Source organism: Acidimicrobiia bacterium, from assembly GCA_040902765.1.
Taxonomy (GTDB): Bacteria; Actinomycetota; Acidimicrobiia; order Spongiisociales; family UBA11373; genus DATKBG01.
Window position 1 is genome coordinate 1 of record JBBDWO010000030.1, and the last position, 17,795, is coordinate 17,795.

General features: G+C 67.5%; 19 protein-coding genes. 13 read left to right on the forward strand and 6 right to left on the reverse strand.

The features are described 5' to 3' along the window. Positions 1-90: 90 nt before the first annotated feature. Both WEA29_09180 and WEA29_09185 read right to left on the reverse strand, forming a co-directional pair. A complete protein-coding gene (locus WEA29_09180; protein ID MEX2323925.1) occupies positions 91-1,203 on the reverse strand; it encodes an META domain-containing protein in 1,113 nt (370 codons plus the stop codon). Between the two features lie 40 nt (positions 1,204-1,243). Further along, positions 1,244-2,116 carry an alpha/beta hydrolase gene (locus WEA29_09185; GenBank protein MEX2323926.1) on the reverse strand — a complete coding sequence of 291 codons (873 nt, stop codon included), beginning with the start codon at positions 2,114-2,116 and terminating at the stop codon, positions 1,244-1,246. Between the two features lie 120 nt (positions 2,117-2,236). On the opposite strand from WEA29_09185, the gene WEA29_09190 reads away from it, so the two are divergent. The 10 genes from WEA29_09190 (at position 2,237) to groL (ending at position 11,161) form a co-directional block, all read left to right on the forward strand. Next, positions 2,237-3,637, forward strand: a complete 1,401-nt coding sequence (locus WEA29_09190) for an NAD(P)H-hydrate dehydratase (GenBank protein ID MEX2323927.1) — start codon at positions 2,237-2,239, stop codon at positions 3,635-3,637. Continuing rightward, entirely contained in the window at positions 3,634-4,722 is a 1,089-nt protein-coding gene (gene alr / locus WEA29_09195) for an alanine racemase (protein MEX2323928.1), read from the forward strand. The genes WEA29_09190 and alr overlap by 4 nt, the downstream gene beginning before the upstream one ends. Further along, on the forward strand, positions 4,719-5,636 hold the full coding sequence (locus tag WEA29_09200; protein ID MEX2323929.1) for a P1 family peptidase: 918 nt from the start codon (positions 4,719-4,721) through the stop codon (positions 5,634-5,636). Before alr ends, WEA29_09200 begins: the two co-directional genes overlap by 4 nt. Next, the gene (locus WEA29_09205) at positions 5,633-6,259 is read left to right on the forward strand and encodes a uracil-DNA glycosylase (protein ID MEX2323930.1); all 627 of its coding nucleotides are present in this window, start codon (positions 5,633-5,635) and stop codon (positions 6,257-6,259) included. Before WEA29_09200 ends, WEA29_09205 begins: the two co-directional genes overlap by 4 nt. A gap of 124 nt (positions 6,260-6,383) precedes the next feature. Continuing rightward, on the forward strand, positions 6,384-6,839 hold the full coding sequence (tsaE, locus tag WEA29_09210; GenBank protein ID MEX2323931.1) for a tRNA (adenosine(37)-N6)-threonylcarbamoyltransferase complex ATPase subunit type 1 TsaE: 456 nt from the start codon (positions 6,384-6,386) through the stop codon (positions 6,837-6,839). After that, a complete protein-coding gene (gene tsaB, locus WEA29_09215; protein ID MEX2323932.1) occupies positions 6,836-7,540 on the forward strand; it encodes a tRNA (adenosine(37)-N6)-threonylcarbamoyltransferase complex dimerization subunit type 1 TsaB in 705 nt (234 codons plus the stop codon). Before tsaE ends, tsaB begins: the two co-directional genes overlap by 4 nt. Next, positions 7,531-8,028 carry a ribosomal protein S18-alanine N-acetyltransferase gene (rimI, locus tag WEA29_09220; GenBank protein MEX2323933.1) on the forward strand — a complete coding sequence of 166 codons (498 nt, stop codon included), beginning with the start codon at positions 7,531-7,533 and terminating at the stop codon, positions 8,026-8,028. The genes tsaB and rimI overlap by 10 nt, the downstream gene beginning before the upstream one ends. Beyond that, positions 8,025-9,035 (forward strand): tRNA (adenosine(37)-N6)-threonylcarbamoyltransferase complex transferase subunit TsaD, encoded by a 1,011-nt coding sequence (gene tsaD / locus WEA29_09225; protein MEX2323934.1) that lies wholly within the window; start codon positions 8,025-8,027, stop codon positions 9,033-9,035. Before rimI ends, tsaD begins: the two co-directional genes overlap by 4 nt. 165 nt (positions 9,036-9,200) lie before the next feature. Next, on the forward strand, positions 9,201-9,509 hold the full coding sequence (gene groES, locus WEA29_09230) for a co-chaperone GroES (GenBank protein MEX2323935.1): 309 nt from the start codon (positions 9,201-9,203) through the stop codon (positions 9,507-9,509). A 20-nt stretch (positions 9,510-9,529) separates the two neighbouring features. Then, positions 9,530-11,161: a chaperonin GroEL gene (groL, locus tag WEA29_09235; GenBank protein ID MEX2323936.1), complete on the forward strand. Its 1,632-nt coding sequence runs from the start codon at positions 9,530-9,532 to the stop codon at positions 11,159-11,161. A 148-nt stretch (positions 11,162-11,309) separates the two neighbouring features. Here the strand turns inward: groL and WEA29_09240 are convergent, their stop codons facing one another. Next, positions 11,310-11,915, reverse strand: a complete 606-nt coding sequence (locus WEA29_09240; protein MEX2323937.1) for a GNAT family protein — start codon at positions 11,913-11,915, stop codon at positions 11,310-11,312. A 230-nt stretch (positions 11,916-12,145) separates the two neighbouring features. On the opposite strand from WEA29_09240, the gene WEA29_09245 reads away from it, so the two are divergent. Beyond that, positions 12,146-12,688, forward strand: coding sequence for a CoA pyrophosphatase (locus WEA29_09245; GenBank protein MEX2323938.1), 543 nt, complete (start codon positions 12,146-12,148; stop codon positions 12,686-12,688). 95 nt (positions 12,689-12,783) lie between these two features. Here the strand turns inward: WEA29_09245 and WEA29_09250 are convergent, their stop codons facing one another. The 3 genes from WEA29_09250 to WEA29_09260 form a co-directional block, all read right to left on the reverse strand. Next, positions 12,784-13,191, reverse strand: coding sequence for an arsenate reductase ArsC (locus tag WEA29_09250; protein ID MEX2323939.1), 408 nt, complete (start codon positions 13,189-13,191; stop codon positions 12,784-12,786). A 139-nt stretch (positions 13,192-13,330) separates the two neighbouring features. Then, positions 13,331-14,035, reverse strand: coding sequence for a DUF554 domain-containing protein (locus WEA29_09255; protein ID MEX2323940.1), 705 nt, complete (start codon positions 14,033-14,035; stop codon positions 13,331-13,333). Next, positions 14,032-15,114, reverse strand: a complete 1,083-nt coding sequence (locus tag WEA29_09260; GenBank protein MEX2323941.1) for a HEAT repeat domain-containing protein — start codon at positions 15,112-15,114, stop codon at positions 14,032-14,034. The genes WEA29_09255 and WEA29_09260 overlap by 4 nt, the downstream gene beginning before the upstream one ends. Before the next feature lie 67 nt (positions 15,115-15,181). On the opposite strand from WEA29_09260, the gene trpS reads away from it, so the two are divergent. Continuing rightward, positions 15,182-16,156, forward strand: coding sequence for a tryptophan--tRNA ligase (gene trpS, locus WEA29_09265; protein ID MEX2323942.1), 975 nt, complete (start codon positions 15,182-15,184; stop codon positions 16,154-16,156). Between the two features lie 118 nt (positions 16,157-16,274). Further along, the gene (locus WEA29_09270; GenBank protein MEX2323943.1) at positions 16,275-17,738 is read left to right on the forward strand and encodes an amidohydrolase family protein; all 1,464 of its coding nucleotides are present in this window, start codon (positions 16,275-16,277) and stop codon (positions 17,736-17,738) included. The last annotated feature ends 57 nt before the right edge of the window (positions 17,739-17,795 follow it).

Below are 17,795 nucleotides of genomic sequence, written 5' to 3' on the forward strand. Positions count from 1 at the left end.
GGCTTGTGGCAAGCCGAAACCTGATGAAGCCAGCGACCTATTCGCGCACCCCCTAACAGACCGGAGATCGACGAGAACCGCTGAGGTCGGTCAGGGCCTGTCGGCGTCGAACACCAGCGCCGTGCCGTCGGAGGAGGCGATGGTGAGCGTCGAGCCGTCGACCGTCACGAGTGGTGAACTCTCGAGGACAGCGACTACGAGGCGCTCCTGATCGGCCACGGCCTCGTCGAGGCAGGCTATCTTGATCAGCCCCAGGGGTCCGAACCCGTTGTCGTCGTCGTAGGTGCCGGAGAACTGGTTGCACCCGGTGTTTCCGGTGACGCTTCCGTCGTCTTCGATGCGGATCCAGGCGTCGGCGGCGGTCGTGCTCGCCGTTTCCCCGTCGATGACGGTCGTCAGGGTCCAGGTGGTGCCCCGGAGCGCCAGGTTGGGTTCGGGCGCCGACGCCCGGTAGAGGAGAGCCCGCTCACCGCTGCTGATGGTCATGGTGGCTCCGTCGATGGCGACTTCGGCGTCGCCGGTAAGGACTGACATCACGAACGCCTCCTGATCGGCGACCGCCCCCATGCACCCGATCAGGGTCTGGAACAGATCACGGAACCCGCCGGTCGTGTCGTAGGAGCCGCCGAACAGGTTGCATCCGTTGCCTCCGCCGACGTGCCCGTCGTCCTCGAAGACGATGAAGGCAGACGCCGCCGCCGCCGCCGACACCGAGTCGCCGTCGACCAGTGACTCCAACCGCCAGTTGGTGCCGATGAGAGCGGCCGGTGGCTCGGGTGGGATCTCGGAGAATCTCAGTTCGACTCCCTCACCCGTGAGTACCAGGTGGTCCTCGTTGTTGAAGGCGGTGTCGATGCGCTGGAGTGCAGCGAGGAACGCTGCTTCCAGTTCCATGACCCCGGCGACACCGCAGTACATCTCGGTGACCGCGATCTCGCTGATGGTCGATCGGGTCCCGGTCTCCACGAGGGTTCCCGAGTAGTGGTTGCAGGCGGCGGTGCCACTGACAGACCCGTCCGAGGCGGTCAGGGTCACGTCGTGACCGTCGACGAGCACGATTGGGCTGCCGTCGACGGTGCCCGACTTCAAACCCCAGGCCCTGTCGCCGAACGGACTGGTGCTCGGCAGGGTCTCCTGGCCGCAGGAGGCGAGGAGGGCGGTGGTGAGCAACGTCGCAGCGACAGTACGAGTGAGGGTGGTCATGCCATTTGGACGGAAAGTCCGGGCTGGTAGTTCCCTCGGATCAGAGCCCGGCGAGGATCTCTGCCCAGTGATCGACGGCGATGAAGTGCCCCTCTCCCTCGAACAGGGTCAGCCGGGCTTTGGGGAGCACCGCCGCCAGTCGCTCAGCCTCTTGAACCGGTACCAGCACATCGTGGGTTCCGTGCCAGAGAGAGACGGGGGTCTCGATGGCGCTCGGATCGTATCCCCTGGCGAGTGCCCAGACCGCCGCCCATCCGTCGGTGAGTCCTCGCGCCCCCTGTCGGGCACCCTCCTCCAACATCACATTGAAGGCGGCCCGAACCTCACCCCGGGCCATCACTGCGGCATCCGGATCTCCCTCGTCGGTCGTGGTGCGCTGGACGATCGCCGTCGGGTCATCGGCATAGAACGCGAACCCGGACTCGACGGTGGCCAACGCCTCGGAGTCCCTCTCGCGAAGCCGCGCGATGAGATCCTCCACTTCCTCGGTTCGTTGGCTCATGACATCGGGGTCGTCTGCCAGTCCGGAACCGGACACGAGTGCTACCGACTCGACCAGGTTCCGGTGGCGGGCAGCGATTGCAAGCGCTACCGGGCCTCCGTCGGACCAGCCGATGATCGGTACCGGCCCGAGTCCGAGGGCCGCCGAGAGTTCGGCGAAGTCGTCGGCGACCTCGTTCAGGTCGTGGAAGAGCGACGGGTCGGAGCGGCCCACTCCCGGGCGGTCGTAGGTGATGAGGCGGATTCCGGCGTCTGCCGTCGCCTGCTCATCCGGGCAGATCAGGCGGGACCCGGGGTTTCCGTGGAGGAGGACCACCGATCGTCCAGAGGGATCGCCAAACTCCGCATGGGCGAGCCGCCGCCCATCTCGGAGGGTGATGATCCCTTCACTATGGGGTTCCGCAGTCGCCACGCTCCTGTCTCCTCTCGCCGTCGATCAGATTGCAGGCTAGGGAGCAGCCCCCTGGTGCGGCCAGTAGGGGCGCACCCGTCGACCGGGTCTGGCCGTGAGCGATGCCGGTATCTTTGGCAGGTGCGCCCTGTGATCACTGCTGCCGAAGTCGCGCGACTCGATGCGTCCGCCGACGCCGCCACTGATGTCCTGATGGAGCGCGCTGGTCTGGCCGTCGCCATCCAGGCGGCGCGTATGGGGGCGACCTACGGATCTCGGGTGGTGGTGCTGGCCGGAGTGGGCAACAACGGTGGTGACGGCTTCGTCGCCGCCCGCCACCTGAAGGAGCGTGGGGTCGACGTGATCGTCCACTGCCTGGCCTTCCCCAAGGGTGAGCCGCTGGTGCACCGGGGCATGGGGATCCGTGCGGCTCGGGCCGGGGTTCCGATCGAGCCGCTGGGGGAGCCGGTGCCCGCCGATCTCGTGATCGACGCCCTCTTCGGGGTCGGCTTCCACGGCACGCTCCCCGAGGTCGTGGAGCCATGGCTAGGGCACCCGGCCCCGGTTCTCGCCGTCGACGTGCCCAGTGGACTCGACGCCACCACCGGTGAGGTCGAGGGTGGAGCGTTTCGTGCCGCCCACACGGTGACCTTCCATGCGTTCAAGACCGGGATGCTGGTGGGCGCAGGGCCCGACCACTGTGGGGTGGTGTCGGTGGCCGACATCGGCCTCACCGGGGAGCGGGCCGATTGGCTCTTGTGTGAGGATGGCGATGCAGCGGTTCCGGCGCGGCCCCGTGCCGCCCACAAGTGGTCGGCAGGATCGGTCGCCGTCGCCGGGGGTTCATCGGGGATCGTCGGTGCCGCCGTGCTCACCGGCTCGGCCGCCTTGTCCTTCGGGGCTGGAGCGGTGCGCGTTCTCGTGCCGGGTGCGTTGCGGTCCGAGGCGGCTTCGATGACGCCGTCACTGATGACGGAGGGTGTCGGGACGGCGACCATGCACGACGACGCGGACGCTGTGCTCGCCGCTGCCGACCGCTTCGACGTCCTCGTCGTCGGCCCCGGGATGGGTGCGAGCGAGGTGGTGGAGGGGATCGTCACCGGTTGGGATGGCGCGCTCGTCATCGACGCCGACGCGCTCCGCGCGGTGACGCCGGATCTTCTCCGGGAACGATCAGGTCCCACCGTGATCACACCTCATGCCGGGGAGTTCGAGGCGTTGGCCGGAGAGCCGGCGAGCCCGGCAGCAGCGGCGCGACTCGCCGAACGAACCGGGGCGGTCGTGGTTCTCAAGGGGAGTCCGACCTTCGTGATGGGTGAAGAGGCCTGGGTGGTGACCAGCGGGGGACCGGAGCTCGCCACGATCGGGACCGGAGACGTGCTGGCCGGTATGGTCGCCGCTCTCCTCGCCCGCGGGATGGACGCGGAGGCGGCGGCACGATCGGCGGCACATCGTCACGGCCGGGCCGCGGCTGCCCTGGCGGCGACCGGTACCGTCACCGCCGGCCATCTCGCCGACGAGATCAGGAGGTTCGCCTGGTGAGGTTGTCGGTCATCGAGGTCGATCTCGCCGCGATCCGCCACAACGTCGTGGTGTTCGCCTCCCTCGTGGCACCGGCGCGGCTCTGCGTGGTGGTCAAGGCTGACGCCTACGGCCACGGCGACGTGCCCGTCGCCGTGGCTGCTGCCGACGCCGGAGCCGACCGGCTCGCGGTGGCACTGGTGTCCGAGGGCATCGGGCTGCGCGAGGCCGGCGTCGAGCTACCGATACTCGTGTTGAGCGAGCCCGCTCCTACCGACGCGGTGGAGTCGGTGCGGTGGCGATTGACCCCCACCGTGTACACGGAGACCTTCATCACGGCCCTCGAGTCGGTCGCTCCGGCAGAATTGGGAGTTCATCTCAAGGTGGACACCGGCATGCACCGGGTGGGCGCGCCGTTCTCGGCTGCTCCCGACCTGGCGCGTCGGATCGCCAGCGGACCCTTGCGCCTCGAGGGACTCTGGACGCACTTCCCGGTTGCCGACGAGGACCCGGCCTTCACCTCCACCCAGGTGCGGGCCCTGCGCGAGGTCGAGGCGCGGCTCGCCGCAGACGGCATCTCACCCGATGTCGTGCACGCCGCCAATACGGCTGCCGCCATCGGCGACCCGGAGTCCCGGCTGGGCATGGTCCGTATCGGGCTGGGGATCTACGGCCTGCTGCCGATCCCCGACGCTGCGGTCGACGTCCACCCGGCAATGCGGGTGGTCAGCGGCGTGGCGCACCTGGCGCGACTCCCCGGCGGTGCCCGTCCCTCCTACGGTCGCCGCCGTCCCCTGGCTCATGAGTCCACGGTGGCGACCGTTCCGATCGGCTATGCCGACGGGGTGCCGAGGCGCCTGTTCGACGCCGGTGGCGAGGTCCTGATCCGCGGCAACCGGTATCCGTTCGCCGGGATGATCACGATGGACCAGTGCGTGGTCGACGTCGGTGACGATCCGGTGGCGGTTGGCGACGAGGTGGTGTTGCTTGGTCGTCAGGGCGATGGCGAGATCACGGCGGAGGAGTGGGCGCAGCGCCTGGGGACCATCGTGTGGGAGGTCGTCTGCGGGTTCGGGCCCCGCCTCCCCCGGCGGTACGTCGGATGACGCTCACGGCGGTTCCCGGTGTTCGCGTGGGCCACTGGACTGATGCGGTCGGGGTGACCGGGGTGACCGTGGTGGAGCTGCCGGAGCCCAACGTGACCACCGTCGAGGTGCGCGGGGCGGCTCCCGGTTCGCGGGAGACCGCATTGCTGGCACCCGGTATGCGGGTCGAGACCGTCCAGGCGATCGTTCTCGCCGGGGGTAGCGCTTTCGGTCTCGCCGCCGCCGACGGCGTTACCAGCGCTCTGGCGGCCGCAGGGAGAGGCCATCCGACGATGGCCGGTCCGGTCCCCATCGTCCCGTCGGCGATCATCTACGACCTGGCCGTGGGGGACCCGACGGCCCGGCCCGGTCCTGCCGAAGGCGCTGCCGCCTACGGGGCGTGCTCCGCCGATCCCGTTCCCATGGGCAGTGTGGGAGCGGGCACCGGCGCCTGTGTGGCCGGTTGGCGGGGTCGGGAGCACCGACGCAAAGGCGGTGTGGGATCGCACGCCGTCACCCATGAGGGGACGACGGTGGGGGCGCTCGTGGTGCTCAACGCCGTCGGCGACGCCTTCAGCCTGGAAGGCAAGTCGCTGACCGGCGGCGACCTGCTGCCCAGGAGCACCCCGGTGATCCCATCCATCGCCGAGAACACGACGCTGGTCGTGATCACCATCGATGCCGCGGTCGACCGCGCCGCTCTCAGCAGGCTCTGTGTACAGGGTCACGACGCCCTGGCCGTCTGCCTTCGCCCGAGTCACACCCGATACGATGGCGATGCCGTCTTCGCGGTGTCCTGTGGCACCCGCGAGGCGGATCTGGATCGTCTGGGGGTGATGGCGTTCGAGGCCGTAGGGCGGTCGATCGAGGCAGCGGTCCGCCAGGCCACGACACTGGGAGGGATCCCGGCCATCGAATCGGAGGAGTCGTCGTGAACGAAGCCGGGCTGGCCGAACTCGCCGCCCTGGCCGAACGCGCCTCGGGATGCGTCGACTGCGGGCTGTCCACCACTCGCACCACGGTCGTGTTCGGCGACGGGTCGCCGGAGGCGGACGTCATGTTCGTCGGCGAGGCGCCCGGGAAGAACGAGGACGAGCAGGGGCTTCCGTTCGTCGGCGCCGCCGGCAAGCTGCTGGACACGCTGCTCGACGAGATCGGGCTGCGGCGGCAAGACGTGTACATCGCCAACGTGATCAAGTGTCGTCCACCGAACAACCGGGATCCCCAGCAGGAGGAGATCGACGCCTGCAAGGGCTACCTGCGGTCCCAGATCGCGCTGATCGACCCGTCTGTAGTGGTGACACTCGGCAACTTCGCCACCAAGCTGCTGCTCAAGCGGGATGTCGGCATCACCCGACTGCGCGGCCAGGTCTACCCATGGTGGAACCGGCAGCTGGTACCCACCTTTCATCCGGCCGCTGCCCTGCGCGGGGGTCAGCGTGTCCTCGACGACATGCGCCACGACTTCGCCCTGGTCCGCGGGGTGCTGGATGAGGAAAGCGACGCGACGACATCGCCCGCCCCCGACACCGCCGACCAGCTGGGCCTGTTCGAATGAGGCGCGATTCGCGATTCGCGATTCTCGGTTCGCAATTCGCGATACCGGAAGCTTGCCCGACGACGCGCTGTCGATCCCGCGAATCGCGAATCACGAATCACGAATTGCGGAGCGAAGCGACCCCATGAGCGTCTCCCTCTTGTGTCCCACCGAGGCCGACACCCGTGCGGCAGGTCGCCGCCTCGCCAGCCTGCTGCGGCCCGGTGATGTCGTACTGCTCGCCGGGGACCTGGGGGCGGGTAAGACGGTGTTCGCCGGTGGGATCGGGGAGGGCCTGGGGGTCGACGAGCCGGTCATCAGCCCCTCCTACATCCTGAGCCGGCGCTACGAGGGGTTCCTGCCGCTGGTGCACGCCGACATCTACCGCCTCGGGTCTTCTGCGGAGATCGACGATCTCGACCTCCTCGGCGACGCCGCCGACGGGGTCCTGGTGGTCGAGTGGGGCCATGCTGCCGAGCAGGTGTTTGGTGACGAGCACCTGATGATCCGTATCGAGGTGGTGGAGGACGGTGCTCGCCGGGTTGACCTCGAGCCGCATGGTCAGTGGCGTTCTCGGCCGCTCGCGGAGATCGTCTCATGAGGATCCTCGCCATCGAGACCGCCACCGCGGCATCGTCCGTCGCCCTCGGTGACGACTCCGGCGTCGTCGCCATGGCGAGCCTCCTCGACGCCCGGGGTCACGTCGAGTTCGTGATCCCTGCGGTCGAGTTCTGTTTCCATCGCGCCGGGTGGGATCCGGGGGAACTCGATGCGGTCGCGGTGGATGTCGGTCCCGGGTTGTTCAGCGGCCTCCGTACGGGCCTGGCGACGGCCCAGGCGATCGCCGGAGCCGTCGGGGTGCCACTGATCCCGGTGGGGTCCCTGGACGCCGTCGCCTTCGACGCCGCCACCGGTCGTCGACGGGTCTGGGCGGTGATCGACGTTCGGCGCGGCGAGGTGGCGGTGTGCCCGTATCGGCCGGTTCCGGGCGGCGTCGTTCGGGATGGGGCGGTCGAGCTGTGCACACCCGACGAGTTCAGAGGGATGCTCCAGGAGGACCGTTCGGACATCCTCGTCGTCGGGGAGCACGCCGCCTTGCCCGAGGGAAGCCTGGTGGGGTTCCACTCCCTCAAGACGGGACGCCCGGAGAACCCGTCGGCCGCCGCAGTCCTGGCGATCGCTCGCACGCGCTTACTCCGCGGCGACGTTCCCCATCCTGAGGAAGTGCGACCCGCCTACCTCCGAGACCCGGACGTGACGATCAACTGGTCCGACTTCAGGTCGGAGGGGCCATGGTCGTGACCGTTGGCACCATCCGCCCGATGACCACCGCCGACGTGGCTGCCGTGGCCGACCTCGAGGGCGCTTCCTTCGACATGCCGTGGCCGCCCGAGGTGTTCTTCGAAGAGTTGTCCGCACCGAGCCGCTGGTACCTGGTGGCCGAGTGCGAGCACGGGGTCACCGCCTACGGCGGGATCATGCTCGTCGACGGCGACGCCCATGTGATGACCATCGCCGTAAGCCCCGATCATCGCCGCAGCGGGGCAGGGTCGCGGATGCTCATGGCACTCATCGACGCTGCGTTGGAGATGGGGGCGAACGCCATCACCCTCGAGGTGGCGGTGTCGAATCGCCCCGCCATCGCCCTGTACGAGGTTTTCGGATTCGAAGCCGTGGGTACCCGGCCGGGGTACTACGGCGGGGAGGACGCCCAGATCATGTGGGTGGTGGAGGCGGATGGTCCGAGCTATCGGGACCTCCTCGACGAGATCCGGGGCAGGTTGTCATGACCGACAGGCCGCTCATCCTGGGCTTCGAGACCTCGTGCGACGAGACCGGGGTCGGCGTCGTCCGGGGCCACGAGGTGCTCGCCAACGTGATCGCCTCCCAGGTGGAGGAGCACGCCCGCTTCGGTGGGGTGGTCCCGGAGGTTGCGGCCCGGGCCCACGTCGAGGCGATCCGATCGCTGACGCACCGGGCGTTGCGCGACGCCGGCGTGCACTCGACCGACCTCGATGCCATCGCCGCCACACGCGGTCCGGGGCTCGCCGGTGCGCTCATGGTCGGATTCGCCTACGGGAAGGCCCTCGCCTGGGCGCTGGAGAGGCCATTCCTTGGTATCGACCACATGGAGGGGCATCTGGTGGCGCCGCGGCTGGAGGACGATCGGTTCGAGCCGCCGGCCGTGGTCCTCCTGGCCTCTGGTGGGCACAGCCAGATCGTCCATGTCGAAGCGTGGGGGCAGTACCGGACGGTCGGGTCGACCATCGACGATGCCGCCGGAGAGGCGCTCGACAAGCTGGCCCGGTTCCTCGGCCTCGGGTACCCGGGTGGACCGGCCATCGACCGCGAGGCTCGCCACGGCGACCCGTCGGCGGTGGCGTTCCCCCGGGCGCTACCGGACCGTCCTTTCGACATGTCGTTCTCGGGTCTCAAGACGGCGGTGATCACCTTCGTGCGGGAGCACCACCGGGCGGGGACCCTGCCCTCGATCGCCGATCTGGCCGCCTCCATCCAGGAGGCCGTCATCGACGTGCTCGTCGACAAGACGATGAACGCCGTCGAGGAGACCGGCGCACTGCGAGTCGCCGGCGGCGGCGGTGTCATGTCCAACAGCAGGCTCAGACAGCGGCTGGGCGAGGCGTGTGAGGAGCGGGGGATCGACCTGCACCTGCCGTCGCCGCTGCTGTGCACCGACAACGGCGCCATGATCGCCAGCGCCGCGGTCCGTCGGTTCCTCGAGGGTGAGCGAACTCCGTGGGATTCGGCGATCGACCCGGGGTTGCGATTGGGCTGAGGTCAGGCTCCAGGCGCCAGCCAGGCGAATTGCGAATCGCGAATCGCAACTTGATATCCCTCCACTCACATCACCTGCTCCCGTCTGGCACTCTCCCCGGGTGATTGCTAGTGTTGGCACTCGGTAGCGACGAGTGCTAGCGCCATGACAGGAGGAATTCGTCGTATGGCAAAGACATCGAAGGGGTTTCGGCTCCAGCCGCTGGGGGACCGGGTTGTCGTCCTCCCCAAGGAGGATTCGGACTCTCGTACGCCGAGCGGCCTCGTCATTCCCGACACCGCCAAGGAGAAGCCGCAGCTCGGCGAGGTACTCGCCGTCGGCCCCGGTGACTTCCAGGACGGTGAGCGGGTCCCGATGGACGTCGAGAAGGGCGACCTGGTCGTCTACTCGAAGTACGGCGGGACTGAGGTCAAGTTCGAAGGGGAGGACTATCTGATCCTCTCATCTCGCGACATCCTCGCGGTCATCCGCTGAGGCCTGAGGAGGAACACGCAATGGCTGCAAAGGATCTGAGATTCAACGAGGAGGCCCGTAGGGGTCTCGAAGCAGGCGTCGACAAGCTGGCGAACGTGATCAAGGTGACGTTGGGCCCCAAGGGCCGCAACGTCGTCCTCGAGAAGAAGTGGGGCTCGCCCACCATCACGAACGACGGTTACACGATCGCCAAGGAAATCGAGCTGGATGACCCGTGGGAGAACATGGGCGCCCAGCTCGCCAAGGAAGTCGCCACCAAGACGAATGACGTCGCCGGTGATGGAACGACCACCGCAACGGTGCTCGCCCAGGTGATGGTCCACGAGGGCCTGCGCAACGTGGCCGCCGGGGCCAACCCGATCGAACTGCGGCGTGGCATCGCCAGCGCCGTCGACAAGGTCGTCGAGTTCATCGCCGAGATCGCCGAGGCGATCAAGGCGACCGACAGCCAGAAGATCGAGTTCGTCGCCTCCAACTCGGCTGCGGACACGGATGTCGGCGAGAAGCTCGCCGAAGCCATGGCCAAGGTCGGCAACGAGGGCGTGATCACGGTCGAGGACAGCCAGACGTTCGGCATCGACCTCGAATTCACCGAGGGCATGCAGTTCGACAAGGGCTACATCTCGCCGTACTTCATCACCGACCCGGATCGCCAGGAGGCGGTCTTGGAGAACCCGTACATCCTGGTGGCCAACCAGAAGATCACCGCGGTGCACGACCTGCTGCCCGTGCTCGAGAAGGTGATGCAGGCGGGCAAGCCGCTCGTCGTCATCGCCGAGGATCTCGAGGGCGAGGCCCTCGCCACGCTCGTGGTCAACCGGTTGCGCGGCACCTTCCAGTCGGTGGCCGTCAAGGCTCCCGGTTTCGGTGAGCGCCGCAAGTCCATGCTCCAGGACATCGCCATCCTCACGGGTGCCACGGTGATCTCGGAGGAGGTCGGGCTCAAGCTCGACGGCGTCACCGTCGACATGCTGGGCAAGGCGCGCAAGGTGGTCGTCACCAAGGACAACACGACCGTCGTCGAGGGATCTGGCTCGAAGGCAGACGTCGGCGCCCGGATCAAGCAGATCCGTCGTGAGATCGAGAACTCGGACTCCGACTGGGATCGCGAGAAGCTCCAGGAGCGTCTGGCCAAGCTGGCCGGCGGTGTAGCCGTCATCAAGGTCGGCGCCGCCACCGAGGTGGAACTCAAGGAAAAGAAGCACCGTATCGAGGACGCCATCCAGGCGACTCGTGCCGCGGTCGAGGAGGGCATCCTCCCGGGCGGCGGTGTGGCGCTCCTACGTGCCCAGGGGGCCATCGACAAGATGCGCGGCGGCACGCCCGACGAGAAGACGGGCCGCGCCATCGTGCGTCGTGCTCTCGAGGAGCCGATGCGCCAGATCGCGTTCAACGCCGGCTACGAGGGTGGCGTGATCGTGGAGAAGGTGCGTGGCCTCACCGGCAACGTCGGCTTCAACGCCGCCAACGGTGAGTACACGGACCTCATCAAGGCCGGGATCCCCGATCCCGCCAAGGTGACCCGTTCCACGCTCCAGAACGCGGCGTCGATCGCCTCGATGCTCATCACCACCGAGGCGCTCATCGCCGAGCGCAAGGAAGACAAGCCCTCGGCCCCGGCCATGCCCGGCGGCGGAGACATGGACTTCTAAGCGCAGCGTTTCGAAACGAACGGTTGAGGGGCGGCCCACGGGTCGCCCCTCAACGCGTCGTTAGTTGCCAGTTGCCAGTTGCCAGTTGCCAGTTGCCGGTCGCCGGTCCCCAGTCTCTTGGGGCGGGGCTCTGGCTGGTGGCTGATGGCTACTCGCCGAGCCACCCCTCTTCGACATACCGTGGCTGCTCGCGGGGGTACTCGTCGTCGAGGAGGGCCCAGAGGGAGTGGTCCACCCATTCGCCGCGGACGAGGACTTCACGGCGCAGGACGCCTTCCTGGACGAAACCGAGTTTTTCGGCGATGCGCTCACTCGCCCGGTTGCCCACCGCGATGCGCAGGGTCACCCGGTGCAGTTCGAGTTCTTCGAAGGCGGCCTGCACCACCCGCGCTCCGGCTTCGGTGGCGATGCCCTGACTGCCGACCGAGGTCCGCACCCAGTATCCGATCTCACCCGACTGCTCGCGACGGGAGGTGTGCCACACCGAGATGTTGCCCAGGTGGCGCTCGGGATCGTCGAGGGGGCGGATCGTCATGTCGAAGGCTCGCCCATCGACCCACGCCGCCGCCGAGTCACGGATGAAACGGAGGGCATCCGCGCGGCGATAGCGGTCGGCTGCCCATGGGAGCCACGGTTCCAGTTGGGACTTGGATTCGGTGACGGCCTCGAGTAGGGAGTCGAGATCGCGCCGACGAAAGGGCCGCAGCTCCAGTCGTGGCGTGTAGCGCGATTGTGCGGCCAGCCGTGAAGGCATAGCGAGAAGTTAGTCAACGCTCAACGCTCAACGCTCAACGCCTTCACGCTCAACGCTCAACGCTCAACGCTCAACGCCAGACTCGTCGAGTACTGCGTTCAGCGTGAAGTGTTGAGCGTCTTCTCCTGCGTTGAGCGTTAGGCGTTGAGCGTCTTCTCTGGCGTTGAGCGTTTTCTCCTGCGTTGAGTGTCTTCTCCTGCGTTGAGCGTTCTTGTCGTATCGTCCTCCCCATGACCGACCTGTGGGCCCCCCTCGCTTCGCTGCCGTCGGTGGCGAGTCCGTCAGGGGTGCGGGCTGCCGTCCTCGTGCCGATCTATGAGGACGACGGGCGGTTGCGGGTCATCATGACGCAACGGCCTGAGGAAATGCGCAGCCATCCGGGCGATGTCGTGTTCCCCGGTGGGATGATCGAACCAGGTGACGCCGACCCGATCGCTTGCGCCATCAGGGAGGCTTCCGAGGAGGTGGGACTCCCGGCCCGCAACGTCATCGAGATCCTGGGCGGTCTCAGCCCGGTGAACACCCGGTCGGTGACGATGAAGATCGTCCCCGTGGTCGCCCGGGTGGAACGCCCCGCCGAACTGGTGCCGCAGCCCGACGAAGTCGCCGCCATCTTCGAGCCGAGCATCGACGAGCTGCTCGACGACGATGCCTGGCGCACCACCGACTGGGGCGGTCGCACCATGTGGTTCTACGAATTCCCCAACGCGGTGCTGTGGGGAGCCACCGCGTTCATGGTGCGAGACCTGTTGGAGTACTTCAGGAACGCGTAGTAACGCTCAACGCAAGAGAAGACGCTCAACGCCTAACGCTCAACGCCAGATCTGGCGAGTCCTGCGTTGAGCGTTGAGCGTTGAGCGTCGGCCCCTTAACGGAGCGCGTCGAACTCCTTCAACAACGCTTTCACACGCTCTTTGATCTCATCCCTGAGCGGGCGGATGTCCTCGAGGGGTAGGCCCGAGGGGTCGTCCAGTTCCCAGTCGCGGTAGACGACGCCGGGGAAGTAGGGACACTCGTCTCCGCAGCCCATGGTGACCACGACGTCGGCGTCGCCGATGACGTCGTCGGTCCACTTCGCTGGCTTCGTCTCCGACATGTCGATGCCGACCTCGAGCATGGCGGCAACCGCACTGGGATTGACATGGGCGCCGGGATCGGACCCACCGGAGAACACCTCTACCCGGTCGCCGCCCAACTCCCGAGCGAACGCCGCAGCCATCTGCGATCGCCCTGCGTTGTGGACGCAAAGGAAGACGATGCGGGGCGTGGCGGTCACAGGCGCGATTGTCCCACGCGCGAGAACGCTTAACGCTCAACGCTCAACGCTCAACGCAAGAGAGGGTGAGTCTGGCGTTGAGCGCTCACCCCCTAAGCGTCTGCAAGGCAACGATGACCGTCTCACTAGGTTCTCCTTGCTACGCGCCCCACCACGCCACGAACAGCGGTGCCAGCGCGATGGCCGGCAGCATGTTCGCCACCCTGACCTGCTTCAGGTCGAGGAGGCGCAGCGCAATGCCGAGCAGCAATATCCCGCCGGCCGTTGCCAGGGCATCGATCATCGGGTCGGTGAGGAGTCCGTCGAGCGCTCCTCCGGCGACGGCCAGGCCGCCCTGGACGACGGCGACGGTCATCGCCGCCAGTGCCACCCCCCACCCGTAGACGGCGGCAAAGGCGATCGAGGCGAATCCGTCGAGCGCCGCCTTCACCAGCAGCATCTCGTGATCTCCGAGCCCGTCGCGGATGGACCCGACGACGGTGAGCGGTCCCACGCAGAACACCAGAGAGGCGAGGACGAAGCCTTCGCTGAACCTCCGCTGGCCGCCTCCGGAGAGGTCTTCGGACGAGACTCGTGATTGGAGGAACCGGCCGAAGCGCTCCAATCCCTGTTCGATCCGCAGGCTCTCTCCCAGGAGCACACCGACGAGGACGGCGGCGATGACGAGCGGGAATTCGCCGGTGGCCATCGTCTCGCGAATCCCGAGTGCGGCGGTGATGAGGCCGAGCGTTGCCATCAGGGTGGTGCGGAACCGCTCGGGGAAGCGACTGCCGGCGACGGCTCCTATGGCACCCCCGACGAGCACGGTCACGACGTTCACCAGGGTGCCGATCGGGAGGCTCATCGTCGTCCCTCCAGGGCTGCCGTCGCCTCGAAGCGCACCCGGAAGTCCTCGTCGACGGCGGCGAGGATCATGGTCTCCTCGCTCGGGCCGATGCCGAGGGCGGCGATCGCCTTTACCGCACGCCAGCGGGTCCACGCGTCGGTGTCGAAGACGGCTTCCTCGAAGAGGGGTCGGAACGCATCGTCCTCCCGGTCGGCTGCGGCATCCACGGCGGCTCGTCGCACCATCCGGGTCGGATCCCGGTAGCCGGTGACGATGGCCGCGGTGGCCACCGCCTCGTCCCCGGACAGCGCCAGGGTGACGACGGCTGCCCGGCGTCGCCTCGGCTCCGACGAGGCGAGCGCCTCGACCAGCGTCTGCTGTTGCGGCTGGTCGTCGGGGTCCATCAGGTGCAGATCCTCGGCGCGGATGGGCGTCGTGTGACGACGTCCCGCCTCCTCGAGCAGCTGTTCCCGGGTGCGAACCGGGGGAGTGCCTGCGTCGCCGATCCAGAACAGCTCGGTGACCCGTTCGAGGACGTCGTCGAGTCGCTCCTCCCAATCGGCCGACGGGCGCAGCCCGACGGTGACGAAGTCACCGGCCACCATCACGTCCGACACGTCCTCGTCGTCCATGAGGGCGCGGACCCGCTCGTCCTCGACGTCCTCGCCTCGGCGATGCCAGACACCCGGGGCGGGGGTCCCGCCGACGGTGAATTTGATCTTGCGGGGATGCGGCGTCTGCTCGGGTCGGACCGGCCCGGAGAACGCCCGTTGGAACAGGGTCGTCATGCTGGGTGGCTCCCCGGTCACGGCCAGGGTGTAGCGGCCGTCGCGGATCCCGTGCTCCAGCGTGAGGCCATGGCCGAGGTCGTGGACCCACCATCCTTCGGAGAGGTGCGGAGTCACCAGGTTGCTGAGCCGCTCGGCGTCGTTCTCATCCCACGGAGCGTGTGAGAAGAACCGCTTGAGTGCTGACTTCAGCGCCACCACCCCCTCGAACGGCAGCTGGACGGCCACCGTCTCCGTGAGGTGCGCCGATGCGGCGGCGACCAATTCCAGTTCGGCGACGGCGGCGCGGGGCTCGGTTCCGGCGGACACTCGGGCATGTTGGCACGATCACGGATGGCAGTCGGCCGCGAAGCGGCCGGTCTACCCTGCGGCCCTCATGGAACGCAAGACCGCTTTTTCCGGCCTGCAGCCCACGGGCAACATCCACGTGGGCAACTACCTGGGTGCCCTGCGCAACTGGGTGCGGCTTCAGGAGGAGTACGACTGCATCTATTGCATCGTCGATCTTCACGCCATCACACAGGACTACGACACCGGCGCATTCGCCAAGGAGCGCCAGGGGGCCGCCAAGGTCCTGATCGCCTGTGGCGTCGACCCCGAGAGGTCGCTGTTCTACTACCAGAGCCAGGTGCCCCAGCACACCGAGCTGGCGTGGATCCTCGGCACGATCACCGGAACCGGTCAGCTCGCTCGCATGACCCAGTACAAGGACAAGGCCGACGACTCGGGCTCCAATCTTGGCCTGTTTGCCTACCCGGTCCTCATGGCCGCCGACATCCTCCTCTACAGGGCGCACGCGGTGCCGGTCGGAGAGGATCAGAAGCAGCACCTGGAGTTGACCCGCGACCTCGCCGAGCGCTTCAACCATCGCTTTGGTGACGAGTTCCCGATCCCCGAGCCGATCATCCCCGAGGTCGGGGCTCGGATCATGTCGCTCCAGGATCCCACCCAGAAGATGTCGAAGTCGGACCCGGACGAGTCGAGCCGCATCCTCGTGCTCGACAGCCCGGACGAGGTCCGCGCCAAGCTGAAGCGGGCCGTCACCGACTCGGAGACCGAGGTCCGGTTGGACTGGGAGAACAAGCCCGGCGTGTCCAATCTGCTCGAGATCATGTCGCTGTTCACCGGCAGGCCGATCGCCGACCTCGAGACCGAGTTCGGGAGGGGCGGATACGGCAAGTTCAAGGAGGCGGTTGCCGAGGCGGTGATCGACGGGCTGGCGCCGATTCGCGCTCGACACCGGGAACTCGCCGACGCCGACGTCGATCGGATCATGCAGCGCGGTGCTCTTGACGCTCGCACCCGAGCCGAAGGCTTCCAACAGCGGGTGCGCAAGCTCGTCGGCCTCTGACCGGTAACCAGCCTCCAGACACCGGCGGCGGTAGTGCGGGTTCTGGAGCGCCAGGGCACGGTCTGCAGGAGGCACACATCGCCGGCGTCACTACATTCCCTGGAGAAGGCGAGGTGCCATGGTGGATTGGCGAGACGAGGATCCCGGTCTCCCGATCAAGCTCGGCCCCGTCTCCAACGGCGAGTTCCTACCGGAGCCGCTCTCACCGACCGTCACCGAGGCTCTGCGCGCGGCGCGGGCGCAGTGTGATCGGGCTGCCGACAGGCTCAGCATCGACCGTCGCGAGTTTCTCAAGATGGCAGCTGCTTCCGCGATCACCCTCTACTTCCTCGACCGTTTCACGTCCAGAGCCGAGGCGCATCCGGGCGGTCGCTTCGTCATACCCCGGGATGCCCTCTGGGAGCCTGCGGCTGCTGAGGTCCGGCTCTCCGGTGACGAATTCATCATGGACGTGCAGGGCCACCTGTTGGAGTACGACCTGAATCCGGCGACCAGGGGCCGCCGCTTTTGGGGAAGCCAGTTTCCACAGGTGAACTGTGGGGACGACGACCCCAGGGCCTGTTTCTCGATGACGCACTTCATGGAGGAGATGTTCCTGCGGTCCGACACGTCGATGGCGGTGGTGTCCGCCTTGCCCATCCACCCGGAAGGGAGCCCGCTGCCGATCGAGGTGATGGACGAGACCCGCCGGGTCGCCCTCGGGCTCAGCCGTGACGACCGGATCCTGCTCCATGCCCAGGCACTACCCCAGGTGGGCAACATCGACGCGACGCTCGAGGAGATGGAGGCGACGGCCGCTCGATATCCGGTCGCCGGCTGGAAGACCTTCACTCACTTTCGTGATCCGCAGACCGGCAACCGGTTCTGGCTCGACGACCACGAGTCCGGGATGCCGTTCGTCGGGCGATCCTTCATCGAGAAGTCGCTGGAGTTGGGGATCAACATCATCTGTGTCCACAAGGGCTTGTCGGGTGGAGACCGCTACGCCTCGCCGGTGGACATCGGTGCCGTCGCTCGCGACTACCCGGACATGAACTTCGTCGTCTACCACTGCGGGTTCGAGGTGTCGGTCTCAGAGGGCCCGTATACCGAGTCGACGCGTGATGTGGGGGTCAACCGGTTCATCTCCTCGCTCGTCGACAACGGGATCGGGCCGGGTAGCAACGTGTATGGCGAGTTGGGCTCGACCTGGTGGTACCTGATGCGGACCCCGACGCAGGCCGCGCACGTTCTCGGGAAGCTGCTCACCTACCTGGGCGAGGACCGAATCCTTTGGGGCACCGACTCGATCTTCTATGGCTCGCCCCAGGATCAGATCGAGGCGATGCGGGCTTTCGAGATCACGCCGTCCTTCCGCGATCGGTACGAGTACCCGAAGCTGACGCCCTACGTGAAACGCAAGATCTTCGGTCTCAGTGCCGCTGATCTGTATGGGGTCGAGCCGGAGCGCCGGTGGTGGTCGTTCGACCGAGATGACATTCGCGACCTGCGGCGGACCTTCCCCGACGGGAACAAGCCATGGGGGCCAGCGACCATCGAGGAATTCCGGCGCTTTCACGAGTATCACCAGGGGTGGGCCTAACGGCATGCCGTCGCTGGTCTCGTTCCTGGAGCCCAGGGCCTCGGGCCCGTGGCCCGG